This is a genomic window from Xanthomonas sp. CFBP 7698 (assembly GCF_003600855.1).
GTDB classification, from domain to species: Bacteria; Pseudomonadota; Gammaproteobacteria; order Xanthomonadales; family Xanthomonadaceae; genus Xanthomonas; species Xanthomonas cannabis.
Map to the genome: position 1 here is coordinate 1,628,458 of NZ_PRDN01000001.1, position 16,538 is coordinate 1,644,995.

Genomic DNA, 16,538 nt, shown 5'->3' on the forward strand with positions numbered 1-16,538 from the left:
TCAGCGCTCCAGCCCCAGAAACTCGAGCACGTGGCGCGCCAGCGCCTCTACATTCTCACCATCGGCGTGAAGATGGATCTCCGGCGTTTCGGGCGCCTCGTAGGGCGAGTCGATCCCGGTGAAATTGGGGATCTGCCCGGCACGGGCCTTGCGGTACAGCCCCTTCACGTCGCGCGCCTCGGCAACGGCCAGCGGCACGTCCACGAACACCTCGACGAACTCGCCCGCATCGAAGCGCTCGCGCGCCAGTTGCCGCTCGGCGCGGAATGGCGAGATGAAGCTCACCAGCACGATCAGCCCCGCGTCGGCCATCAGCCGCGCCACCTCGGCCACCCGGCGGATATTTTCCACGCGGTCTTCGTCGGTGAAACCCAGATCGCGGTTGAGCCCGTGGCGCACGTTGTCGCCGTCCAGGATGAAGGTGTGATAGCCCAGGGCGTGCAGGCGCTTGTCGACCAGATTGGCAACGGTGGATTTGCCCGCACCCGACAGGCCGGTGAACCACAGCACGCGCGGCGCCTGCCCCTTGATGCGCGCCCGTGCGCTGCGATCCACATCCAGATGCTGCCAATGCACGTTGCCGGCGCGGCGCAACGCAAATTCCAGCGTGCCGGCCGCCACCGTGGCATTGCTTTGCCGGTCGATCAGGATGAAGCCACCGAGCACCCGGTTGCGCGCATACGGCGAGAACGCGATGGGTTCGTCCAGCGCCAGGTTGCAGTAGCCCACTTCGTTGAGCTCCAGCCGCTTGGCGGCCAGCCGCTCTTGCGTATTCACATCGACCTTGTGCTTGATCTCGCTGATGCTCACCGTGACAGTGCGGGTGCCGATCTTGAGCCAGTACGGGCGGCCCGGCAGCAGCGCGGCATCGTCCATCCACAGCAGATGCGCAGCGAACTGGTCGGCCACTTCGGGCGGGTCGTCGATGGCGGCGATGATGTCGCCGCGGCTGATGTCGATCTCGTCGCGCAGGGTCAACGTCACCGCCTGCCCGGCGCGTGCGCTGTCCACCTCCCCGTTGGCATCGAGCACGCTCGCCACCTGCGTGCGGCGCCCGGACGGCACCACCACCACCGCATCGCCCACACGCACCTGACCGGCAGCAATCGTGCCCGCATAGCCGCGGAACTGCGAGTTGGCGCGATTGACCCACTGCACCGGCAGCCGCAGGCCGCTGCCGGCTTCCGGCGGCTCCAGCTGCACGGTTTCAAGATGCTGCAACAGCGGCGGGCCCTGGTACCACGGCATCCGCGTCGAGGCGCTGGACAGATTTTCGCCAGCCAGCGCCGATAGCGGGATGCACTGCACATCGGCGATGCCCAGCTGCGCGGCCAGCGCGCGATAGCCTTCGGCAATGCCAGCAAACACCTGCGCGTCGTAGTCCACCAGATCCATCTTGTTGACCGCCAGCACCACGTGCCGGATGCCCAGCAACGACACGATATAGCTGTGGCGGCGCGTCTGCGCCAGCAGGCCCTTGCGCGCATCCACCAGCACCACCGCCACATCGGCGGTGGATGCGCCGGTGGCCATATTGCGCGTGTACTGCTCATGGCCGGGGCAATCGGCCACGATGAACTTGCGCCGGTCGGTATCGAAATAGCGGTACGCCACATCGATGGTGATGCCCTGTTCGCGCTCGGCCGCCAGCCCGTCCATCAGCAGCGCGTAATCGATACCCTCGCCCTGCGTGCCATGCCGCCGGCTGTCGCTTTCCAGCGCCGCCAGCTGATCGTCGAACAAACGCTTGCTGTCGTACAGCAACCGCCCGATCAGCGTGCTCTTGCCGTCATCCACGCTGCCGCAGGTGATGAAGCGCAGCAGCGGCTTGGATTCGTGCTGCTGGAGGTAGGCAGCGATGCTGCCGGGAATCGGGAGTCGGGAATCGGGAATCGCAAAGGCGTCCTCTTCCATGGTGACGTTTGCCGGCAACCGCTGTTGCGATTCCCCATTCCCGATTCCCCATTCACTGCCCATCAAAAATACCCCTCAAGCTTCTTCTGTTCCATCGATGCACCCGGTGCGTGGTCGATCATGCGGCCCTGGCGCTCGGAGCTGGTGCTGACCAGCATTTCGGCGATCACCGCTTCCAGGGTGTCGGCGCTGGACTCGATCGCACCGGTGAGCGGGTAGCAGCCCAGCGTGCGAAAGCGCACCGAACGCAGCTGCGGGGTTTCGCCCGGGTGCAACGGCAGGCGCGCGTCGTCGACCAGGATCAGCGCGCCGTCGCGCTCCACCACCGGGCGCGGCGCGGCGAAATACAGCGGCACCACCGGGATCTTTTCGCGGTAGATGTAGAGCCAGATATCCAGCTCGGTCCAGTTGGACAGCGGAAACACGCGCACACTCTCACCGGGCCTGGTGCGCGCGTTGTACAGATTCCATAGCTCGGGGCGCTGGTTCTTCGGGTCCCAGCGATGGCGCGCATTGCGGAACGAGAACACCCGCTCCTTGGCCCGCGATTTCTCCTCATCGCGCCGCGCCCCGCCGATCGCCGCATCGAAGCCGCCCTGCTCCAGCGCCTGCTTCAGGCCCTGGGTCTTCATGATGTCGGTGTGTACCGCCGCGCCATGGCTGATCGGGCCGATGTCCTGGGCGATGCCGTCGGGGTTGATGTGCACGCGCAGGTCCACACCGGTTTCGGCGGCGCGGCGGTCGCGGAAGGCGATCATCTCGCGGAACTTCCAGCGCGTGTCCACGTGCAGCAGCGGGATCGGCGGCGGCGACGGCGCGAACGCCTTGAGCAGCAGATGCAGCAGCACCGAGCTGTCCTTGCCGACCGAATACAGCATCACAGGGACCCGGAATTCGGCGGCGACTTCGCGCAGGATGTGGATGCTTTCGGCTTCGAGCCGGTCGAGATGGGACAGCGGCAGCAGGGTCATCGGGGTGTCGTCGGGATCGGCAGGCTCGCCAATCGATGGTAGGCCAAGGCGCCGCAGTGTGTCCCGGCCTTATGCCAGCCCGAAATAAGCGGCTGGCATAACACGATAACGGCTGCTCCTTTCTGGTCCCCGCAACGCTTCTCTAACATCGTCGGTCTCATCAAAGCCCCCGGACCCGAATGACTGCCGCCAGCTCCGCGCTACCGCCCAGCCCCTTGCCCGACGAGCGCAAGGCGCTGCTGGACCGGTTGGTCGACGGCCTGGATGCCGCGGCACTGTGGTGGTTGTCCGGCTATGCCGCCGGGCTGGCGCAGGGCCACCCGCCGCGTTCGCTGGCGGTGCTGCCGGGCGGGCAAGCCCAAGCAATCGCCCAGGAAGGCCAACGCCTGACCGTGATCTACGGCAGCCAGACCGGCAACGCCCGCCGCCAGGCCGAGCAACTGGCCGCCGACGCCGAGGCCGCCGGGCTCAGCGTGCGCCTGCTGCGCGCAGACGCCTACCCCACCCGCGAGCTGGCCAACGAGCGCCTGCTGTATGTGGTGATCAGCACCCAGGGCGAAGGCGACCCGCCGGACGATGCGATCGGCCTGGTGGAGTTTGTGACCAGCCGCCGCGCGCCGAAGCTGCCCGAGCTGAAATACGCCGTGCTGGGCCTGGGCGATTCCAGCTATGCAGACTTCTGCGGCATTGCGCGGCGCATCGATGAGCGCCTGGCCGAGCTCGGCGCCAGCCGCGTGCAGCCGCGTGGCGAGGCCGACCTGGACATCGACAGCATTGCCGCCCCCTGGCGCGTGCAGGCGCTCAAGCATGCACGCGAGCAGCTCAAGAGCGCCCCGCACACGGCCACGATCACCCCGCTGCGCAGCAGCCCCGCTGCCCCGGCGTGGTCGCACCAGCATCCGTTTGCCGCCGAGGTACTGGCCAACCAGATCATCAGCGGGCGCGACTTCAAGGGCCCGGGCTTTCGCGTCTATGCGCAGCCCGGCAAGCGCGTGCGGCATCTGGAGTTCTCGCTGGACGGCAGCGGCCTGAGTTACGAGCCCGGCGATGCCCTGGGCATCGTCCACCGCAATCCGCCGGCGCTGGTGGATGCGCTACTGCACAGCCTGCAGCTGGACGGTGGTGCCGCCGTCACCGTCGGCGACGAGACGCTGTCCTTGCACGAGTGGCTGACCACCCGACGCGAACTGACCAAGCTGTCGCGGCCATTCCTCACTGCCCACGCCGAGCGCGCCGCTGCAGCCGATCTGCAGGCGCTGCTGGCCCCCACCCAGACTGCCGGCCTGGCGTCGTTGCTCTCCGATCATCAAGTGATCGACGTGCTGCGGCGCTGGCCGGCGGATTGGGACCACGCCGGCCTGCTGGCCGCGTTGCGTCCACTCGCCCCGCGCCTGTATTCCATCGCATCCAGCCGCAAGCGCGTGGGCGATGAAGTGCATCTGGCCGTGGACGAACTCAACTACCAGGCCCATGGGCATGCGCATCTGGGATCGGCCAGCGGCTTTCTCGCCGCGCTCGCCGAGGGTGAGACCGCGCCGGTCTACATCGAACCCAACGAACGCTTCCGCGTGCCGGCCGACACCGATCGCGACATCCTGATGATCGGCCCGGGCACCGGCGTGGCGCCCTTCCGCGCCTTTGTGCAGGAACGCGCCGAAACCGGCGCCCGGGGCCGTAACTGGTTGTTCTTCGGCGCCCAGCATTTCAATACCGATTTCCTGTATCAGGCCGAGTGGCAGCAGGCGCTGCAACGCGGTGAGCTGCACGCCCTGGACCTGGCGTTCTCGCGCGACCAAGCCGAAAAGGTCTATGTGCAGCACCGCCTGCGCGCGCGCGGCGCCGAGGTCTATGCCTGGCTGCAAGGCGGCGCACATCTGTATGTCTGCGGCGCCATCGGCATGGGCAAGGACGTCCACGCCACGCTGCTGGACATCGTCACCACCCACGGCGCACGCAGCGCCGAGGACGCCGCCGCGTACCTCACGCAACTACAGGTGGAGGGGCGCTATGCGCGCGATGTCTATTAATGCCGGGAATCGGGATTGCGGAATCGGGATTCGGTACTGCCCGCAACTGAGTTCTCCTGGCAGACCGACCCGCTTTCTACGATTCCCCATTCCCGACTCCCGATTCCCGATTCCCATGACTCACTCCGTCGAAGACATCAAATCCGAAAGCCGTCGCCTGCGTGGGTCGCTGGAGCAGAGCCTGGCCGATGCGGTGACCGGGGCGTTGCGTGAGGACGATCAGACCCTGATCAAGTATCACGGCAGCTACCAGCAGGACGACCGCGATATCCGTGACGAGCGACGTCGGCAGAAGCTCGAGCCGGCGTATCAGTTCATGATCCGCACCCGCACGCCGGGCGGGGTGATTTCGCCCACGCAGTGGCTGGCACTGGACGGCATCGCCACCCGGTATGCCAATCATTCGCTGCGCATCACCACGCGCCAGGCGTTCCAGTTCCATGGCGTGATCAAGCGCGAGCTCAAGGCCACCATGCAGGCCATCAATGCCACCTTGATCGATACGCTGGCGGCTTGCGGCGATGTCAATCGCAATGTGCAGGTGGCGGCCAACCCGCTGCTCTCAAAGGCGCACGCCACGCTGTACGCAGATGCCGCGCGCGTATCCGAGCATCTGTTGCCCAATACACGGGCGTATTACGAAATCTGGCTGGACGAAGAGCGCGTGTCCGGGTCGGGCAGTGAGGACGAGCCGATCTATGGCGACCGTTACCTGCCGCGCAAATTCAAGATCGGCTTCGCCGCGCCGCCGCTCAACGATGTGGACGTGTTCGCCAACGATCTGGGCTTTATCGCCATCCTGCGCGATGGGCAGTTGCTAGGCTATAACGTGAGCATCGGCGGCGGCATGGGCGCCTCGCACGGCGATACCGAGACCTGGCCGCGCGTGGCTAACGTGATTGGCTTTGTGACCCGCGATCAATTGCTCGATATCGCCACCGCAGTGGTCACCACACAACGGGACCTCGGCAACCGCGCAGTGCGCAAGCGCGCACGCTTCAAGTACACCATCGACGATCATGGCCTGGACACCATCGTGGCCGAGATCGAACGCCGCGCCGGCTTTGCACTGCAGCCGGCGCAGCCGTTCGCGTTCGACCACAACGGCGACCGCTATGGATGGGTCGAGGGCGAAGACGGGCTGTGGCACCTGACCCTGTCGCTGCCGGCCGGCCGCATTGCCGATACCGACACGGCAGCGCATCTGAGCGGGCTGCGTGCGATTGCGCAATTGAACGTTGGCGAGTTCCGCATGACGCCCAACCAGAACCTGGTGATCGCCGGCGTGCTGGCGAGCGAGCGCGCACGCGTCGATGCGCTGGTGGCGCAGTACGCGCTGGATGCCGGCAACCAGGCCGCCAGCGCCCTGGCGCGCGGCGCGATGGCCTGCGTGGCGCTGCCCACCTGTGGCCTGGCGATGGCCGAGGCCGAGCGCTATCTGCCCGATTTCAGCGCTGCATTGCTGCCGCTGCTGCAACAACACGGACTGACCCAGACACCGATCGTGTTGCGTCTCTCCGGTTGCCCCAACGGCTGCTCGCGCCCGTATCTGGCCGAGATCGCGCTGGTGGGCAAGGCACCCGGCCGCTACAACCTGATGCTGGGTGGCGACCGCCGCGGCCAGCGCCTCAACACCTTGTACCGCGAAAACATCACCGAAGCAGACATCCTGACCGCCTTGGACCCGTTGCTGGCGCGCTACGCCGCCGAACGCGACCAACCCAACGATGAAGGCTTCGGCGATTTCCTGCACCGCAGCGGCCTGATCGCGCTGCCGCCCTACCCCACGCACCGTCACCTCGACCTGGAATTGCTCGCATGACTGCGCTGCCTGCCGCATCGAACACGTCTTCCGCGTTGGACGACCTGGACACGCTCAACGTGCAACTGGAAGGCCTGCATGCCGACGAGCGCGTGGCCTGGGCGCTGCAGCACGGCCCGCAGGAGGCGGCGCTGTCGTCGAGCTTTGGCGCGCAGTCGGCGGTCACGCTGCATCTGCTGACCCAGCAGCGCCCGGACATCCCGGTAATCCTGATCGATACCGGTTACCTGTTCCCGGAGACCTACCGTTTTGCCGATGCCCTGACCGACCGGCTCAAGCTCAACCTCAAGGTATATCGCCCGCTGGTCAGCCGCGCCTGGATGGAAGCCCGTCATGGCCGGCTGTGGGAACAGGGCATGGTCGGCATCGACCAATACAACAATCTGCGCAAGGTCGAACCGATGCGCCGCGCCTTGGACGAACTCAACGTGGGCACCTGGTTCACCGGCCTGCGCCGCAGCCAGTCTGGCGGCCGCGCGCAGACGCCGATCGTGCAGAAGCGCGGCGAGCGCTACAAGGTCAGCCCGATCGCCGACTGGACCGACCGCGACGTGTGGCAATACCTGCAGGCGCACGACCTGCCGTATCACCCTTTGTGGGAACAGGGTTACGTGTCGATCGGCGACTTCCACACTACCCGGCGCTGGGAACCGGGCATGCGCGAGGAAGACACCCGCTTCTTCGGACTCAAGCGCGAGTGCGGCATCCACGAGGATATCTGAGCTCCGCGCAATCACGCCTCGTTCTGCAGGGTGCAGGCGCTACGCCGCCTGCACTCTTTCGGTGGACACGTCATGGAGTGCGTTTGCGCGTGAGCCAATACGCAGCACCATGACAGTGGCGCGGGATTCCTCATGGCGCCGTAAACCGTGTGTGATCGCGCTGCCTCCAGTAACGGTCGAACAGCCACATCAACAGCAACGATAGCCCGACCAACGGGAAGATCAGCCCGCACACCACCAGCAGCACCATCAAGCCGCGCAGTGTGCGGGGATCGGCCGGCAACGGTGGCACGCCCAACCCGCCGCTCGGGCGACGCTTCCACCACATCACCGCCGCGCTGACGCATAACAACACGATCGCGATGCAGGCAGCCAACAGGATCAGCTGGTTGGCAGTGCCGTACTGGTGCCCCAGGTGCACATTGATGCCCCATTCCAGCAGCTTGGCCAACGGCCCGTAGTTGCGATAGCGCATGTCCAGCAGTACCGCACCGCTGTACTGATCCAGGTGAATTACCCGCTGCCGCTGCAGATCAGCCGGATATACCGAGGCGGTGTACACGCCGGTGGCACCCCGCGGAGGCGCCACGCTGTAACCCGGCGCGATGCCGCGTGCGTCGAAGCGCGCCATTGCCGCGTCCAACCCGATCGCCCTGTGCCCGGGCGCAGCCACACTGCCCGCGCCGCCGTGAGCTGCGTGCTCGCTATCAGCCGAGTGCGCGTGTTGCACCCCCTTGTCCAGTCCGGCGGAGCGTTGCTCGGGCAACACCGATTCCGGCACACGCGCCTGCCGCAGCGACCACGCAGTGTCGCCACTGTCGGTGAGCCGCTGCTGCGACATCGGTTGCTGCACGCGCAGCCCGGCCGGATAGCCGAAATCATGCCCATTGGCCCAGCGATTGACCTGCGCGCCCCATAGCCACGACCACGGCATGCCGGTCAGCGCCAGAAACAACAGCACTGCGCCAACGCCCGCACCGGTCACCGCATGCAGGTCGCGCCAGAACAGCCGTTGCCTGGGCTTGCCACGCACACTGATCACGCCACCGCGGCGCCCACGCGGCCACCACAGATAGACGCCGGTGAGCACCAGCACGATCGCCCAACCGGCGGCCATTTCGATCAACCCACGCGCAAACGGCCCGACCAACGCAAGGCTGTGCAACCGGCGGATCGTCCAACTCAGCGTGCCATGCTCGGGCAGCATGCCCAACACCCGTGCACGATACGGATCGACATACACCACCTGCCGCACGCCGCGCGCATCCACCAAGCCGACCTCGGCACTGCCATCCGCCCGCCTGGGCGTGGTGTACACGAACAACCTGCCGCCGTAGCGGTCTTGTGCAGCAGCAACCAACTGCCGTGCAGGCATGCGCGCAGCGCCCACCGCAACCACCTTCAGATCATGGTGCACGCTGCGATCGATCGCCTCCTGATACAAAAACGCAGCGCCAGTCAGCGCCAGCCAGATGATGAAGGGCAGCACCAGCAGTCCGGCATAGAAATGCCAGCGCCACACCGCGCGATAGAAGCGCCAGCGGCGGTCCTTGCGCGCCTCGATCACGTCGCCACCAGCCGTGGGTGCATGCATCAGAAGCTCCAGTCCCATGACAGCGACAGCACACGACCATCGCCCGGCGAATAGCCGGAGCTGCCGCTGTCGTACCACGCATACACATACGCGCGATCGGTGGCATTGCGCAGCTGCAGACTGAGCGCATTGCGCGCATCCACGGTCCAGCGCGCGCCCAGATTGAGCAAGGCGTAGCCACCGGTGCGGCCCAGGGTATTGCTGCGCTCCAGGTAGTAGTCGCCCTGCGCGTTGCCCCAGGCGCTCAACTGCACAGCCGCACTGACCTGCCACTCTAGTCCAGCAGTGGCCAACCAGTGCGGCACGTTCTCAATCTCCTTGCCGCGCGTGGCAGGCGCGCTCGGATCGGGCGTGGCGATGCTGGCCTTCTGGCGCGAATACGACACCCACGCGCGCCAGTGTTCGGCCGGCTGCAGGTTGAGCTGGGCATCCCAACCGCGCCGCAGCGTGCGACCGACATTGGCCACATCGCCGACACCCGCCACGCCATTCACACCCAGAATGGTCGCAACCTCACCGGAGGCGCGCTGCTCCCAATAGGCCAGGCGCCCGTCCAGGATCGCCGACGGTGCGAACTTGAAGCCAGTCTCCCAGCCGTCGTTGATCGACGGTCCCAGATTGCCGGGCTGGCGACGGTAAGCGCCATCGCCACTGCCGATCTGGAAGGTGCGCCCCCAGTTCGCATACACACTGCTCCGCTCGCCCACGCGGTAACTCGCACTGAACTTGGGTTGCTTGATGGTGCCGTAGTCGTAGGTGGGCGCGACGACTCCGGCAAGCACGTCGTGCAACTGGCCATCGACGCGATCGATGCGATACCCCGGCACCAGCTGCAAGCGCGCCACCGGCGTCAGCACCGCCTGCACATACGCACCATGTGTGCGCAGGTCGTAATCCCAGTTGCGCAACTGCGCGCCGCGTACGCGGGCCACGGTGCGATACCGCTGCGACTGATTGTCCTGCCACTGCGCGTCCGCCCCGGCTTCCAGTGCCGCGTTCCACACGCCTCCCTCAGGCTGCCAGTTGCCCCGCAGCAGCAGGCCGCGATGGGTTTCATCGGTATCGCGCTCCTGTTGCAGACCGGCAGCAGAAAACCGCACCCAGCGCTGGTTGCGGTAGTCGTTCTGGTAGGCCTTGGCGCTCCACTGCGCCTGCGCGCCGAGCTCACCGTCGGCGTGCAACGCGGTCTGACGAACGCGACGCTCGCTACGGTCGTCCTGCGCATAGCCCGGCGAACTGCGCGGCGCCGCACGTGCGGTGGCGGCGTCCAGGTAGCCGGCTTCCAGCGCCTGGTTGTCGTAGTAGCGCGTGGTGAGCCCGGCACGGAATGCGCCGTCCGGGTCGGTGTAGAACCACTTGCCGGCCACGCTGCGTTTGCGCGCATCGGCATGATCGCGATACCCGTCGGAGTCGCGCCAGGCCAGCACGTAGTTCTGGCTCCAGGCACCACGCTCGATGCCTTTGCCCAGCTGGACCTCACGCGCACCGAAGCCGCCGCCGGTGATGCTCAGACGGCCATCGTTGCCACCGGTGCGGGTCAGCACGTCCACGCTGCCGGCAATCGCGTTCAACCCGTAGCGCGCGTCGTTGGTGCCGCGCACGATCTCGATGGCGCTGATGTCCTGCGGAAACACTGCATCCAGATACGGCATGCCACCGGCGTTGTCGTTGCTGGGAATGCCGTCGATCAGCAGCTTGACCGCATTGATCCGCCCTTCGCCATTGAAGCCCCGGAACGAAAACCGCCCCGCATCGGTGCCCATGCGGAACTGGGTGACCTGCACACCGGGCGCGCGCATCAGCAGCTCCCAGCTGTAATCCACGTGTTGATCGTGCAGCAGCTCACCGCCGATCACATCCACCGAACTCAGCACGCGCGCCGTACCCGGGGTGCGCTGGGCGTGTTCGCGCACCTGCACCTGGCCCAGCGTCAACGCCGCATCCTGCGCTTGCGCATCGCAGGCAGGCGCCCACACCAGCGCCAATGACGGCACATACCAGAACGTCTTCAACAATCGCAATTGCATGACCAACCCTTCGCCGTGACACCACGGCACTGCAGCCGCGCGCCGCCGCAAGGCGGCGGGCACCGGCTTCATTCAATGAGGACGCGTGCTCCGTTGGGTGCGCGTGGGCGCACAACGCTGCCTGCAAGACACAGCACAACGAAGACCCGCAATGGGTGGGGAGCAACCCGACGACACGCCTGCGTTTGATGCTGGCTGGCGCGCGAACCGGACACGCCTCGAGCGGGCAACCCGGCATCGTTGACGCACTCGACGCCTAGACCTGACGGTGACCCGTTAGGCGGCGTCAGTTGCTCCCGGGCTCATGCGGACAGCGGCGGCCCGCGTGCCCCGAGCGCTGTCCAGCGCCATGCCGACCATGCCGACAGGCGGGTGTGCCCCGGCGTGGGCGATGGCAGAACCCGCAGCAGGCAGAGCACCAGCAGCGCCAGCCAGGGCAGCAGGCGTGCCGCCAGCACGCAGTAATCGCAGGCTTCGCCATGCAGGCTGGCATCCTGGTCTCCCACCCGATGGCTGGCTGCAGAGCCGTGCTGTGAGTGGCCGGCATGCTGGGCCGGCAGGTGGCCGGCATGCTGCGCGGCGACAGTATCGAGCGCCGGTCCGCTGGTGCACATCGGCTCGGAGGTGCGCACCTGGTTCCAGCGGCTGACCAGCGGAGCCACCAGCATCAGTGCCACCGCCAGGCAGGCAAGCAGGTGCAACAGGCGATGGCGACGGACGGTATGCAGCATCGCCGCAGTGTAAGCCGCCCTCTCTCCGGGAGCGATGGTGGCGGCCGGTGCGCGACCGGATGTCGCACCCCTTGTTGTGGCGGTGCCGCCAGGACATGCATCGCGCGATCCTGGGCCCCAGCCGCTGCACGGACCCGCAGGGGGCACGTCGGAAACCAGCACGCGAATGCCGGCCCAGCCGGCGCGGCCCTCACCCAATGCTCACACGCGCCGCCTTGTCCAGGCCGGCAGTCACAGTTTTGCTGGTACAACGCGCCGGCGATGCGTGCTGCGCACGGCCATGCCCTATGCTTGCGTGTCATCCCATTCATCCTGCGCGCGCATGAGTACCGTCCTGTCCGAACCAGCGGCTGAGCCACTCCCCTGCGCGCCCAAGCCGCCGAGCGAAGCGCTTCGGCTCCAGGCGCTACGCAGCTACGGCATTCTCGATACGCCACGCGAAGCGGCTTTCGAGGACATCACCCGGCTGGCGTCGATCATCTGCCAGACCCCGATCGCGCTGATCAGTCTGGTCGACGCCGACCGCCAGTGGTTCAAGAGCGAGCTTGGCATGGGCGAGCGCGAGACCCCCTTGTTCAAGTCGATGTGCGCGCATGCGCTGCTCGACAACGACGTGCTGGTGGTGCCCGACACGCGTCAGGACACGCGCTTTGCACGCAACCCGCTGGTTACCGGCGACGCCCCGCTGTACTTCTATGCGGGCGCCTTGTTGAAGACGCCCGATGGCCTGCCGCTGGGCACGGTCTGCGTGCTCGACCGGCAACCGCGCGAGCTCACCGACGAACAGGTCGAAGCGCTGCGTGCGCTCGCGCGTCAGACCATGGCGCAGCTGGAACTGCGCCGTGCGCTGCTGATCGCCGAAGAATCCGACCGCTACCGCAGCCGGCTGATGGCCATTGCCGGGCACGATCTGAAAACCCCGCTGCGCACCGCCGCCTACGCCATCGACAAGATGCGCCGGCACGCCAACGTCGATTCCATCCCCACCCTGGTGACCGCGCGCGATGCGATCAGCCTGGTCGGGCGCAGCCTGGACGAACTGGCCACGCTGGCCGCCGCCAGCAAGGCGGCAATGCCGGATCTGCAAGCGCTGCAGCTGGAAGACGTGCTGCACTCGGTACTGGGCGTGTGGCGCCAGCAGGCCAGCGACAAGTGCCTGGCGCTGCGTCACGTGCCGACCTCGCTGCGCGTGCGCAGCCACCCGACCCTGCTGACCACCCTGATCGGCAACCTGGTCGGCAATGCCATCAAGTACACCGAACGCGGACGCGTGCTGGTCGGCGCCCGTCGCCGCCCCGGTTACGCGGTGGTGGAAATCATCGACAGCGGCATCGGCCTGAATCTGGAGCAGCCAGAGCAGGTGTTTCAGGCGTTCCGCCAGGCCGACCCGCGTAGCGACGGTCTGGGCATCGGGCTGTGGATCGTGCATCGCACCGCCGAGACGCTGGGCTGCGAGGTGACGGTGCGCCCGCGCTCGGAAGGCGGCACCTGTTTCTCGGTGCGCATTCCGCTGGCCTGACGCATTACGCGCCGAGTGATGCGCGTTCCGCTGGCCTGGCAAAAAAAAGGCGGACCCGAGCTCCCGACCCGGATCCGCCGCCAAACACGCCAGGTCTCTCCCCAGGGACCCGGGTGCGCCAGCCGCTGTGTGCGCAGCCTCGCGCAACAGTGATGCGACAGCGCTAGCAACCCATCGACGACACCGCTGAGTCGGACCGGTGAGGCGATGTCTGCATCGCCGGTCCTGCGCCGTCCACCCCTAGACGTTCGGAGGTGTCGTGACATGGTTGCTATCACTGTTTACGACAGCGCCACGCCCAACTTGATGGAAGCCAGCGACGCCGGCCAGACGGCCCTGACACGTGTAGGGAGAATCACCGACAGCGCGCGTGGCACCGCGTTGAGTCGCTCGCGTATCGCCCTGATTCGATTGAATAAATTGGTTCGGGCCCACGCTGCAATGCAGCAGGCGTTCGCATGTGGCGAGCACAACAACAACGGGACATAACACGTCCGCAAACGAGCGGATGCGGCACGGGCTCCATCAGTCCGGACTGCCTGGCTACGCCTTCACACCCCGAACGGATCCACATCGTCCTGATCGGCAAACCACTGCGCCGAGTGCACTTCGTCTGCCGCCACTTCCAGCACCTGACGCAGCACCGTCAGCGGGATCTGCACGAGCCTGCCGTCAACCTGCAGCGCCACCCACAGCGATTCGTCCTGGGGGTCGGCCAGCACCGTCAACGCCGCATGCTCGCGGCCGTCGATGTTGGCCGAGACCTGCAGCGACATGCCGCCGTCCGGGTCGGGCGACCACAGTCTGCTGAGCGGGGGGCGCACGGGCTCGCTCATCGCGCGCGGCTCAACTGGTGATGGTCTGGGTCAGCGATTCCCAGGTTGGCGGCAGCGGCCAGTTGGGGGCCTGGTTGCCGTCCAGCACGCGGCGCAAATCGCGCTTGTCGATCTGCGGCGCCAACACGTGCACCAGGTCCAGCGCGTAGTCGCGCAGCACCCGGTCGCGCGGCAAGACCGCCCAGGCGATGCATTCGGCGATCGGCGCAGGCGCCGGCCAGGCGCGCAAATCTTCGTCGAAGGCGTTGACTGCCATTTCCGCCACCAGGCCCACACCCAGCCCGGCGCGCACGTAGGTCTTGATCAGGTCCGCATCCAGCGCAGTCAGCGCGATGCTCGGTTCCAGCCCCACCTGCGCAAACGCCCGCTGCAGCGACGAGCCCGGCCGGGTGGAAGATTCGTAACTGATCAACGGATGTTCGGACAGCGCCTGCATGTCCGGCGCAGTACGCGGGTTGTCCAGTGCATGCCCGCGCGGCACCACCACCAGCCGCCGCCAGCGGTACAGCGGCACCGCAATGCCGGCACTGGGCTCGCCGCCGGCGGTGCTGACCACCGCGATATCCGCATCGCCCTGGCTGAGCAAGTCCAGCGCCGCGCTCTCGGCGGCCTGCTGCAGGTGCACGCTCACCTGCGGATAGGCGTGCTTGATCTGCGCCACCGCCGGCGGCAGCACGAAGCGCGCCTGGGTGTGGGTGGTGGTCAAGGTCAGCTGGCCCTGGCTCTCCCGGCGCTGGTTGGCGGCATAGGTGCGGATGTTGTTGGCCTCCGACAGCACCGCGCGCGCGCGCTCGATCACTTCCACCCCGGCCGGCGTGACCGCGTCCAGGCTGCGCCCCTTGCGCACGAACAACAAAAAACCGAGCTCGTCTTCCAGCTGCTTGAGTTGCTTGGACAGACCGGGCTGGGTCGCGTGCACCCGCGCAGCGGCCAGCGTGATGTTCAGCTCGGCATCGGCAATGGCGACCAGATAGCGAAGTTGGGTCAGCGTCATGGGCTTATATCCAAAAAAGCGCGAGGCGCTACAAGGACTTCGACTGTAGAGGAGTTCCAGTGGCCAGCTTATAACCGAACGCTATTTTCAGGGTGTATGAAGTCATTTCCGACGGCTATATGCCGGCGTTACGGTCTGGCCCTCCCCTTCGATACCCCGGCCGTGACCTCTGCGTTTCCGTTCCTTGCCGACCTGCATGGCCGTGCCGTCCTGGTGGTTGGCGGCGGCGTCGATGCCGAACGTACCACCGCCCAGCTGTTGCAGGCCGGCGCCTTGCCGCTGGTGGGCGCGCCGCAACTGACCCCGCAGTTGCAGCAGTGGACGCGCGCCGGCCGGATCCGCTGGCTGCCCGGCCCGTTCGACCCGGTGTGGCTGCTGCAGCCCGACACCGCCCCGCTGTGGCTCACCATTGCCGCCAGCGACCTGCCGGAGCTCAACGCGGCATTGTGCGCAGCGGCCAGCAGCCACCGCCTGCTGACCCATCGCGTGGTGCCCGCCGCGTCGGCGTCCCCTCCGGCACCGTCCCCGGTGCAGCCCACCCGCCCTGCCACGCCGTCCCCCGGCAGCGTGACGCTGGTAGGTGCCGGCCCTGGCGACCCCGGCCTGCTCACCCGCAATGCCCTGCGCGCGCTCCGGCAGGCCGAGGTGGTGCTGTACGACCGTCTGGTCAGCCCGCAGATCCTGCGCCTGGCCCGTCGGGATGCGCTGCGCGTGGAGGTCGGCAAGGCCGCGCAAGGCCATAGCACCCGGCAGGAGCAGATCCACGCGCTGATGCTGGAGCACGCCCGTGCGGGGCGGCGGGTGGTCCGCCTGAAGGGCGGCGACCCGTTCGTGTTCGGCCGTGGCGGCGAAGAGCTGGAATTCCTGCGCGACCACGGCATCGGCTTCCAGGTGGTGCCTGGCATCACCGCCGCGCTCGCCTGCGCCGCCTACGCGGGCATTCCGCTCACCCACCGCGACCATGCGCAGTCCCTGCGCCTGATCACCGCCCACTGCAAGGATTCGCTGGACACCCTGGACTGGCAGGCGCTGGGCCAGGAGCGCCAGACCCTGGCCTTCTACATGGGCGTGGCCGGCCTGGAAGGCATCCAGCAGCGCCTGCTGCAGGCCGGCCGCGCACCAGGCACGCCATTTGCCCTGGTCGAGAACGGCTCGCGCCCGCAGCAGCGGGTGATCACCGGGTCGCTCGCCACCCTGGCCGCCACCGCACGGCAGTACACCGTGCAGGCTCCGGCCCTGCTGATCCTGGGCGAGGTCACCGCGCTGGCGCAGTCCCTGCACTGGTACGGCGCCGCCCCGCTGCACGCCGCGCCGCCGCACTCACCCATCGCAACGCCCGACACGCCCACACTGGCCCACGCAGCCTGATTCCGACGGAGAC

13 protein-coding genes are annotated in these 16,538 nt (G+C 67.2%); 6 read left to right on the top strand and 7 right to left on the bottom strand.

The window, feature by feature from the left end:
• Together cysN and cysD are read right to left on the bottom strand one after the other, a co-directional pair.
• Window positions 1-1,914 (bottom strand): sulfate adenylyltransferase subunit CysN, encoded by a 1,914-nt coding sequence (gene cysN, locus XnspCFBP7698_RS06855; RefSeq protein ID WP_199680063.1) that lies wholly within the window; start codon window positions 1,912-1,914, stop codon window positions 1-3.
• Window positions 1,915-1,976: 62 nt separating this feature from the next.
• On the bottom strand, window positions 1,977-2,885 hold the full coding sequence (gene cysD, locus XnspCFBP7698_RS06860; protein WP_104580762.1) for a sulfate adenylyltransferase subunit CysD: 909 nt from the start codon (window positions 2,883-2,885) through the stop codon (window positions 1,977-1,979).
• Window positions 2,886-3,064: 179 nt separating this feature from the next.
• On the opposite strand from cysD, the gene XnspCFBP7698_RS06865 reads away from it, so the two are divergent.
• The 3 genes from XnspCFBP7698_RS06865 to XnspCFBP7698_RS06875 all read left to right on the top strand — a co-directional run bounded on the left by XnspCFBP7698_RS06865 (window position 3,065) and on the right by XnspCFBP7698_RS06875 (window position 7,456).
• Window positions 3,065-4,912: an assimilatory sulfite reductase (NADPH) flavoprotein subunit gene (locus XnspCFBP7698_RS06865; protein ID WP_104580761.1), complete on the top strand. Its 1,848-nt coding sequence runs from the start codon at window positions 3,065-3,067 to the stop codon at window positions 4,910-4,912.
• A gap of 115 nt (window positions 4,913-5,027) precedes the next feature.
• Window positions 5,028-6,734 carry an assimilatory sulfite reductase (NADPH) hemoprotein subunit gene (gene cysI, locus XnspCFBP7698_RS06870; RefSeq protein ID WP_104580760.1) on the top strand — a complete coding sequence of 569 codons (1,707 nt, stop codon included), beginning with the start codon at window positions 5,028-5,030 and terminating at the stop codon, window positions 6,732-6,734.
• Window positions 6,731-7,456 (top strand): phosphoadenylyl-sulfate reductase, encoded by a 726-nt coding sequence (locus XnspCFBP7698_RS06875; RefSeq protein WP_104580759.1) that lies wholly within the window; start codon window positions 6,731-6,733, stop codon window positions 7,454-7,456. The genes cysI and XnspCFBP7698_RS06875 overlap by 4 nt, the downstream gene beginning before the upstream one ends.
• 130 nt (window positions 7,457-7,586) lie before the next feature.
• On the opposite strand, the gene XnspCFBP7698_RS06880 is transcribed toward XnspCFBP7698_RS06875, so the two are convergent.
• The 3 genes from XnspCFBP7698_RS06880 to XnspCFBP7698_RS06890 all read right to left on the bottom strand — a co-directional run bounded on the left by XnspCFBP7698_RS06880 (window position 7,587) and on the right by XnspCFBP7698_RS06890 (window position 11,808).
• A complete protein-coding gene (locus XnspCFBP7698_RS06880; protein ID WP_104580855.1) occupies window positions 7,587-9,050 on the bottom strand; it encodes a PepSY domain-containing protein in 1,464 nt (487 codons plus the stop codon).
• Window positions 9,050-11,077: a TonB-dependent receptor gene (locus XnspCFBP7698_RS06885; RefSeq protein ID WP_104580758.1), complete on the bottom strand. Its 2,028-nt coding sequence runs from the start codon at window positions 11,075-11,077 to the stop codon at window positions 9,050-9,052. The genes XnspCFBP7698_RS06880 and XnspCFBP7698_RS06885 overlap by 1 nt, the downstream gene beginning before the upstream one ends.
• A gap of 302 nt (window positions 11,078-11,379) precedes the next feature.
• On the bottom strand, window positions 11,380-11,808 hold the full coding sequence (locus tag XnspCFBP7698_RS06890; protein ID WP_104580757.1) for a DUF2946 family protein: 429 nt from the start codon (window positions 11,806-11,808) through the stop codon (window positions 11,380-11,382).
• Window positions 11,809-12,130: 322 nt separating this feature from the next.
• Here XnspCFBP7698_RS06890 and XnspCFBP7698_RS06895 point away from each other — a divergent pair, with 322 nt between their 5' ends.
• On the top strand, window positions 12,131-13,327 hold the full coding sequence (locus XnspCFBP7698_RS06895) for a GAF domain-containing sensor histidine kinase (protein ID WP_104580756.1): 1,197 nt from the start codon (window positions 12,131-12,133) through the stop codon (window positions 13,325-13,327).
• A gap of 264 nt (window positions 13,328-13,591) precedes the next feature.
• Window positions 13,592-13,816 (top strand): hypothetical protein, encoded by a 225-nt coding sequence (locus tag XnspCFBP7698_RS06905; RefSeq protein ID WP_104580754.1) that lies wholly within the window; start codon window positions 13,592-13,594, stop codon window positions 13,814-13,816.
• A gap of 62 nt (window positions 13,817-13,878) precedes the next feature.
• Here XnspCFBP7698_RS06905 and XnspCFBP7698_RS06910 read toward each other — a convergent pair whose 3' ends face one another.
• Window positions 13,879-14,163 (bottom strand): hypothetical protein, encoded by a 285-nt coding sequence (locus XnspCFBP7698_RS06910; RefSeq protein WP_104580753.1) that lies wholly within the window; start codon window positions 14,161-14,163, stop codon window positions 13,879-13,881.
• A gap of 10 nt (window positions 14,164-14,173) precedes the next feature.
• Entirely contained in the window at window positions 14,174-15,157 is a 984-nt protein-coding gene (locus XnspCFBP7698_RS06915; RefSeq protein ID WP_047693097.1) for a LysR family transcriptional regulator, read from the bottom strand.
• A 162-nt stretch (window positions 15,158-15,319) separates the two neighbouring features.
• Between XnspCFBP7698_RS06915 and cobA the strand changes: the two genes are divergently transcribed.
• On the top strand, window positions 15,320-16,525 hold the full coding sequence (gene cobA / locus XnspCFBP7698_RS06920) for a uroporphyrinogen-III C-methyltransferase (protein ID WP_104580752.1): 1,206 nt from the start codon (window positions 15,320-15,322) through the stop codon (window positions 16,523-16,525).
• The last annotated feature ends 13 nt before the right edge of the window (window positions 16,526-16,538 follow it).

Bases quoted from the DNA above. Each gene is read 5' to 3' on its own strand.
- XnspCFBP7698_RS06865 (WP_104580761.1), top strand. From the start codon at position 3,065: ATGACTGCCGCCAGCTCCGCGCTACCGCCCAGCCCCTTGCCCGACGAG.
- XnspCFBP7698_RS06915 (WP_047693097.1), bottom strand. From the start codon at position 15,157: ATGACGCTGACCCAACTTCGCTATCTGGTCGCCATTGCCGATGCCGAG.
- cysD (WP_104580762.1), bottom strand. From the start codon at position 2,885: ATGACCCTGCTGCCGCTGTCCCATCTCGACCGGCTCGAAGCCGAAAGC.
- XnspCFBP7698_RS06910 (WP_104580753.1), bottom strand. From the start codon at position 14,163: ATGAGCGAGCCCGTGCGCCCCCCGCTCAGCAGACTGTGGTCGCCCGAC.
- XnspCFBP7698_RS06890 (WP_104580757.1), bottom strand. From the start codon at position 11,808: ATGCTGCATACCGTCCGTCGCCATCGCCTGTTGCACCTGCTTGCCTGC.
- XnspCFBP7698_RS06905 (WP_104580754.1), top strand. From the start codon at position 13,592: ATGGTTGCTATCACTGTTTACGACAGCGCCACGCCCAACTTGATGGAA.
- XnspCFBP7698_RS06895 (WP_104580756.1), top strand. From the start codon at position 12,131: ATGAGTACCGTCCTGTCCGAACCAGCGGCTGAGCCACTCCCCTGCGCG.
- XnspCFBP7698_RS06885 (WP_104580758.1), bottom strand. From the start codon at position 11,077: ATGCAATTGCGATTGTTGAAGACGTTCTGGTATGTGCCGTCATTGGCG.
- cysI (WP_104580760.1), top strand. From the start codon at position 5,028: ATGACTCACTCCGTCGAAGACATCAAATCCGAAAGCCGTCGCCTGCGT.
- XnspCFBP7698_RS06875 (WP_104580759.1), top strand. From the start codon at position 6,731: ATGACTGCGCTGCCTGCCGCATCGAACACGTCTTCCGCGTTGGACGAC.
- cysN (WP_199680063.1), bottom strand. From the start codon at position 1,914: ATGGAAGAGGACGCCTTTGCGATTCCCGATTCCCGACTCCCGATTCCC.
- XnspCFBP7698_RS06880 (WP_104580855.1), bottom strand. From the start codon at position 9,050: ATGCATGCACCCACGGCTGGTGGCGACGTGATCGAGGCGCGCAAGGAC.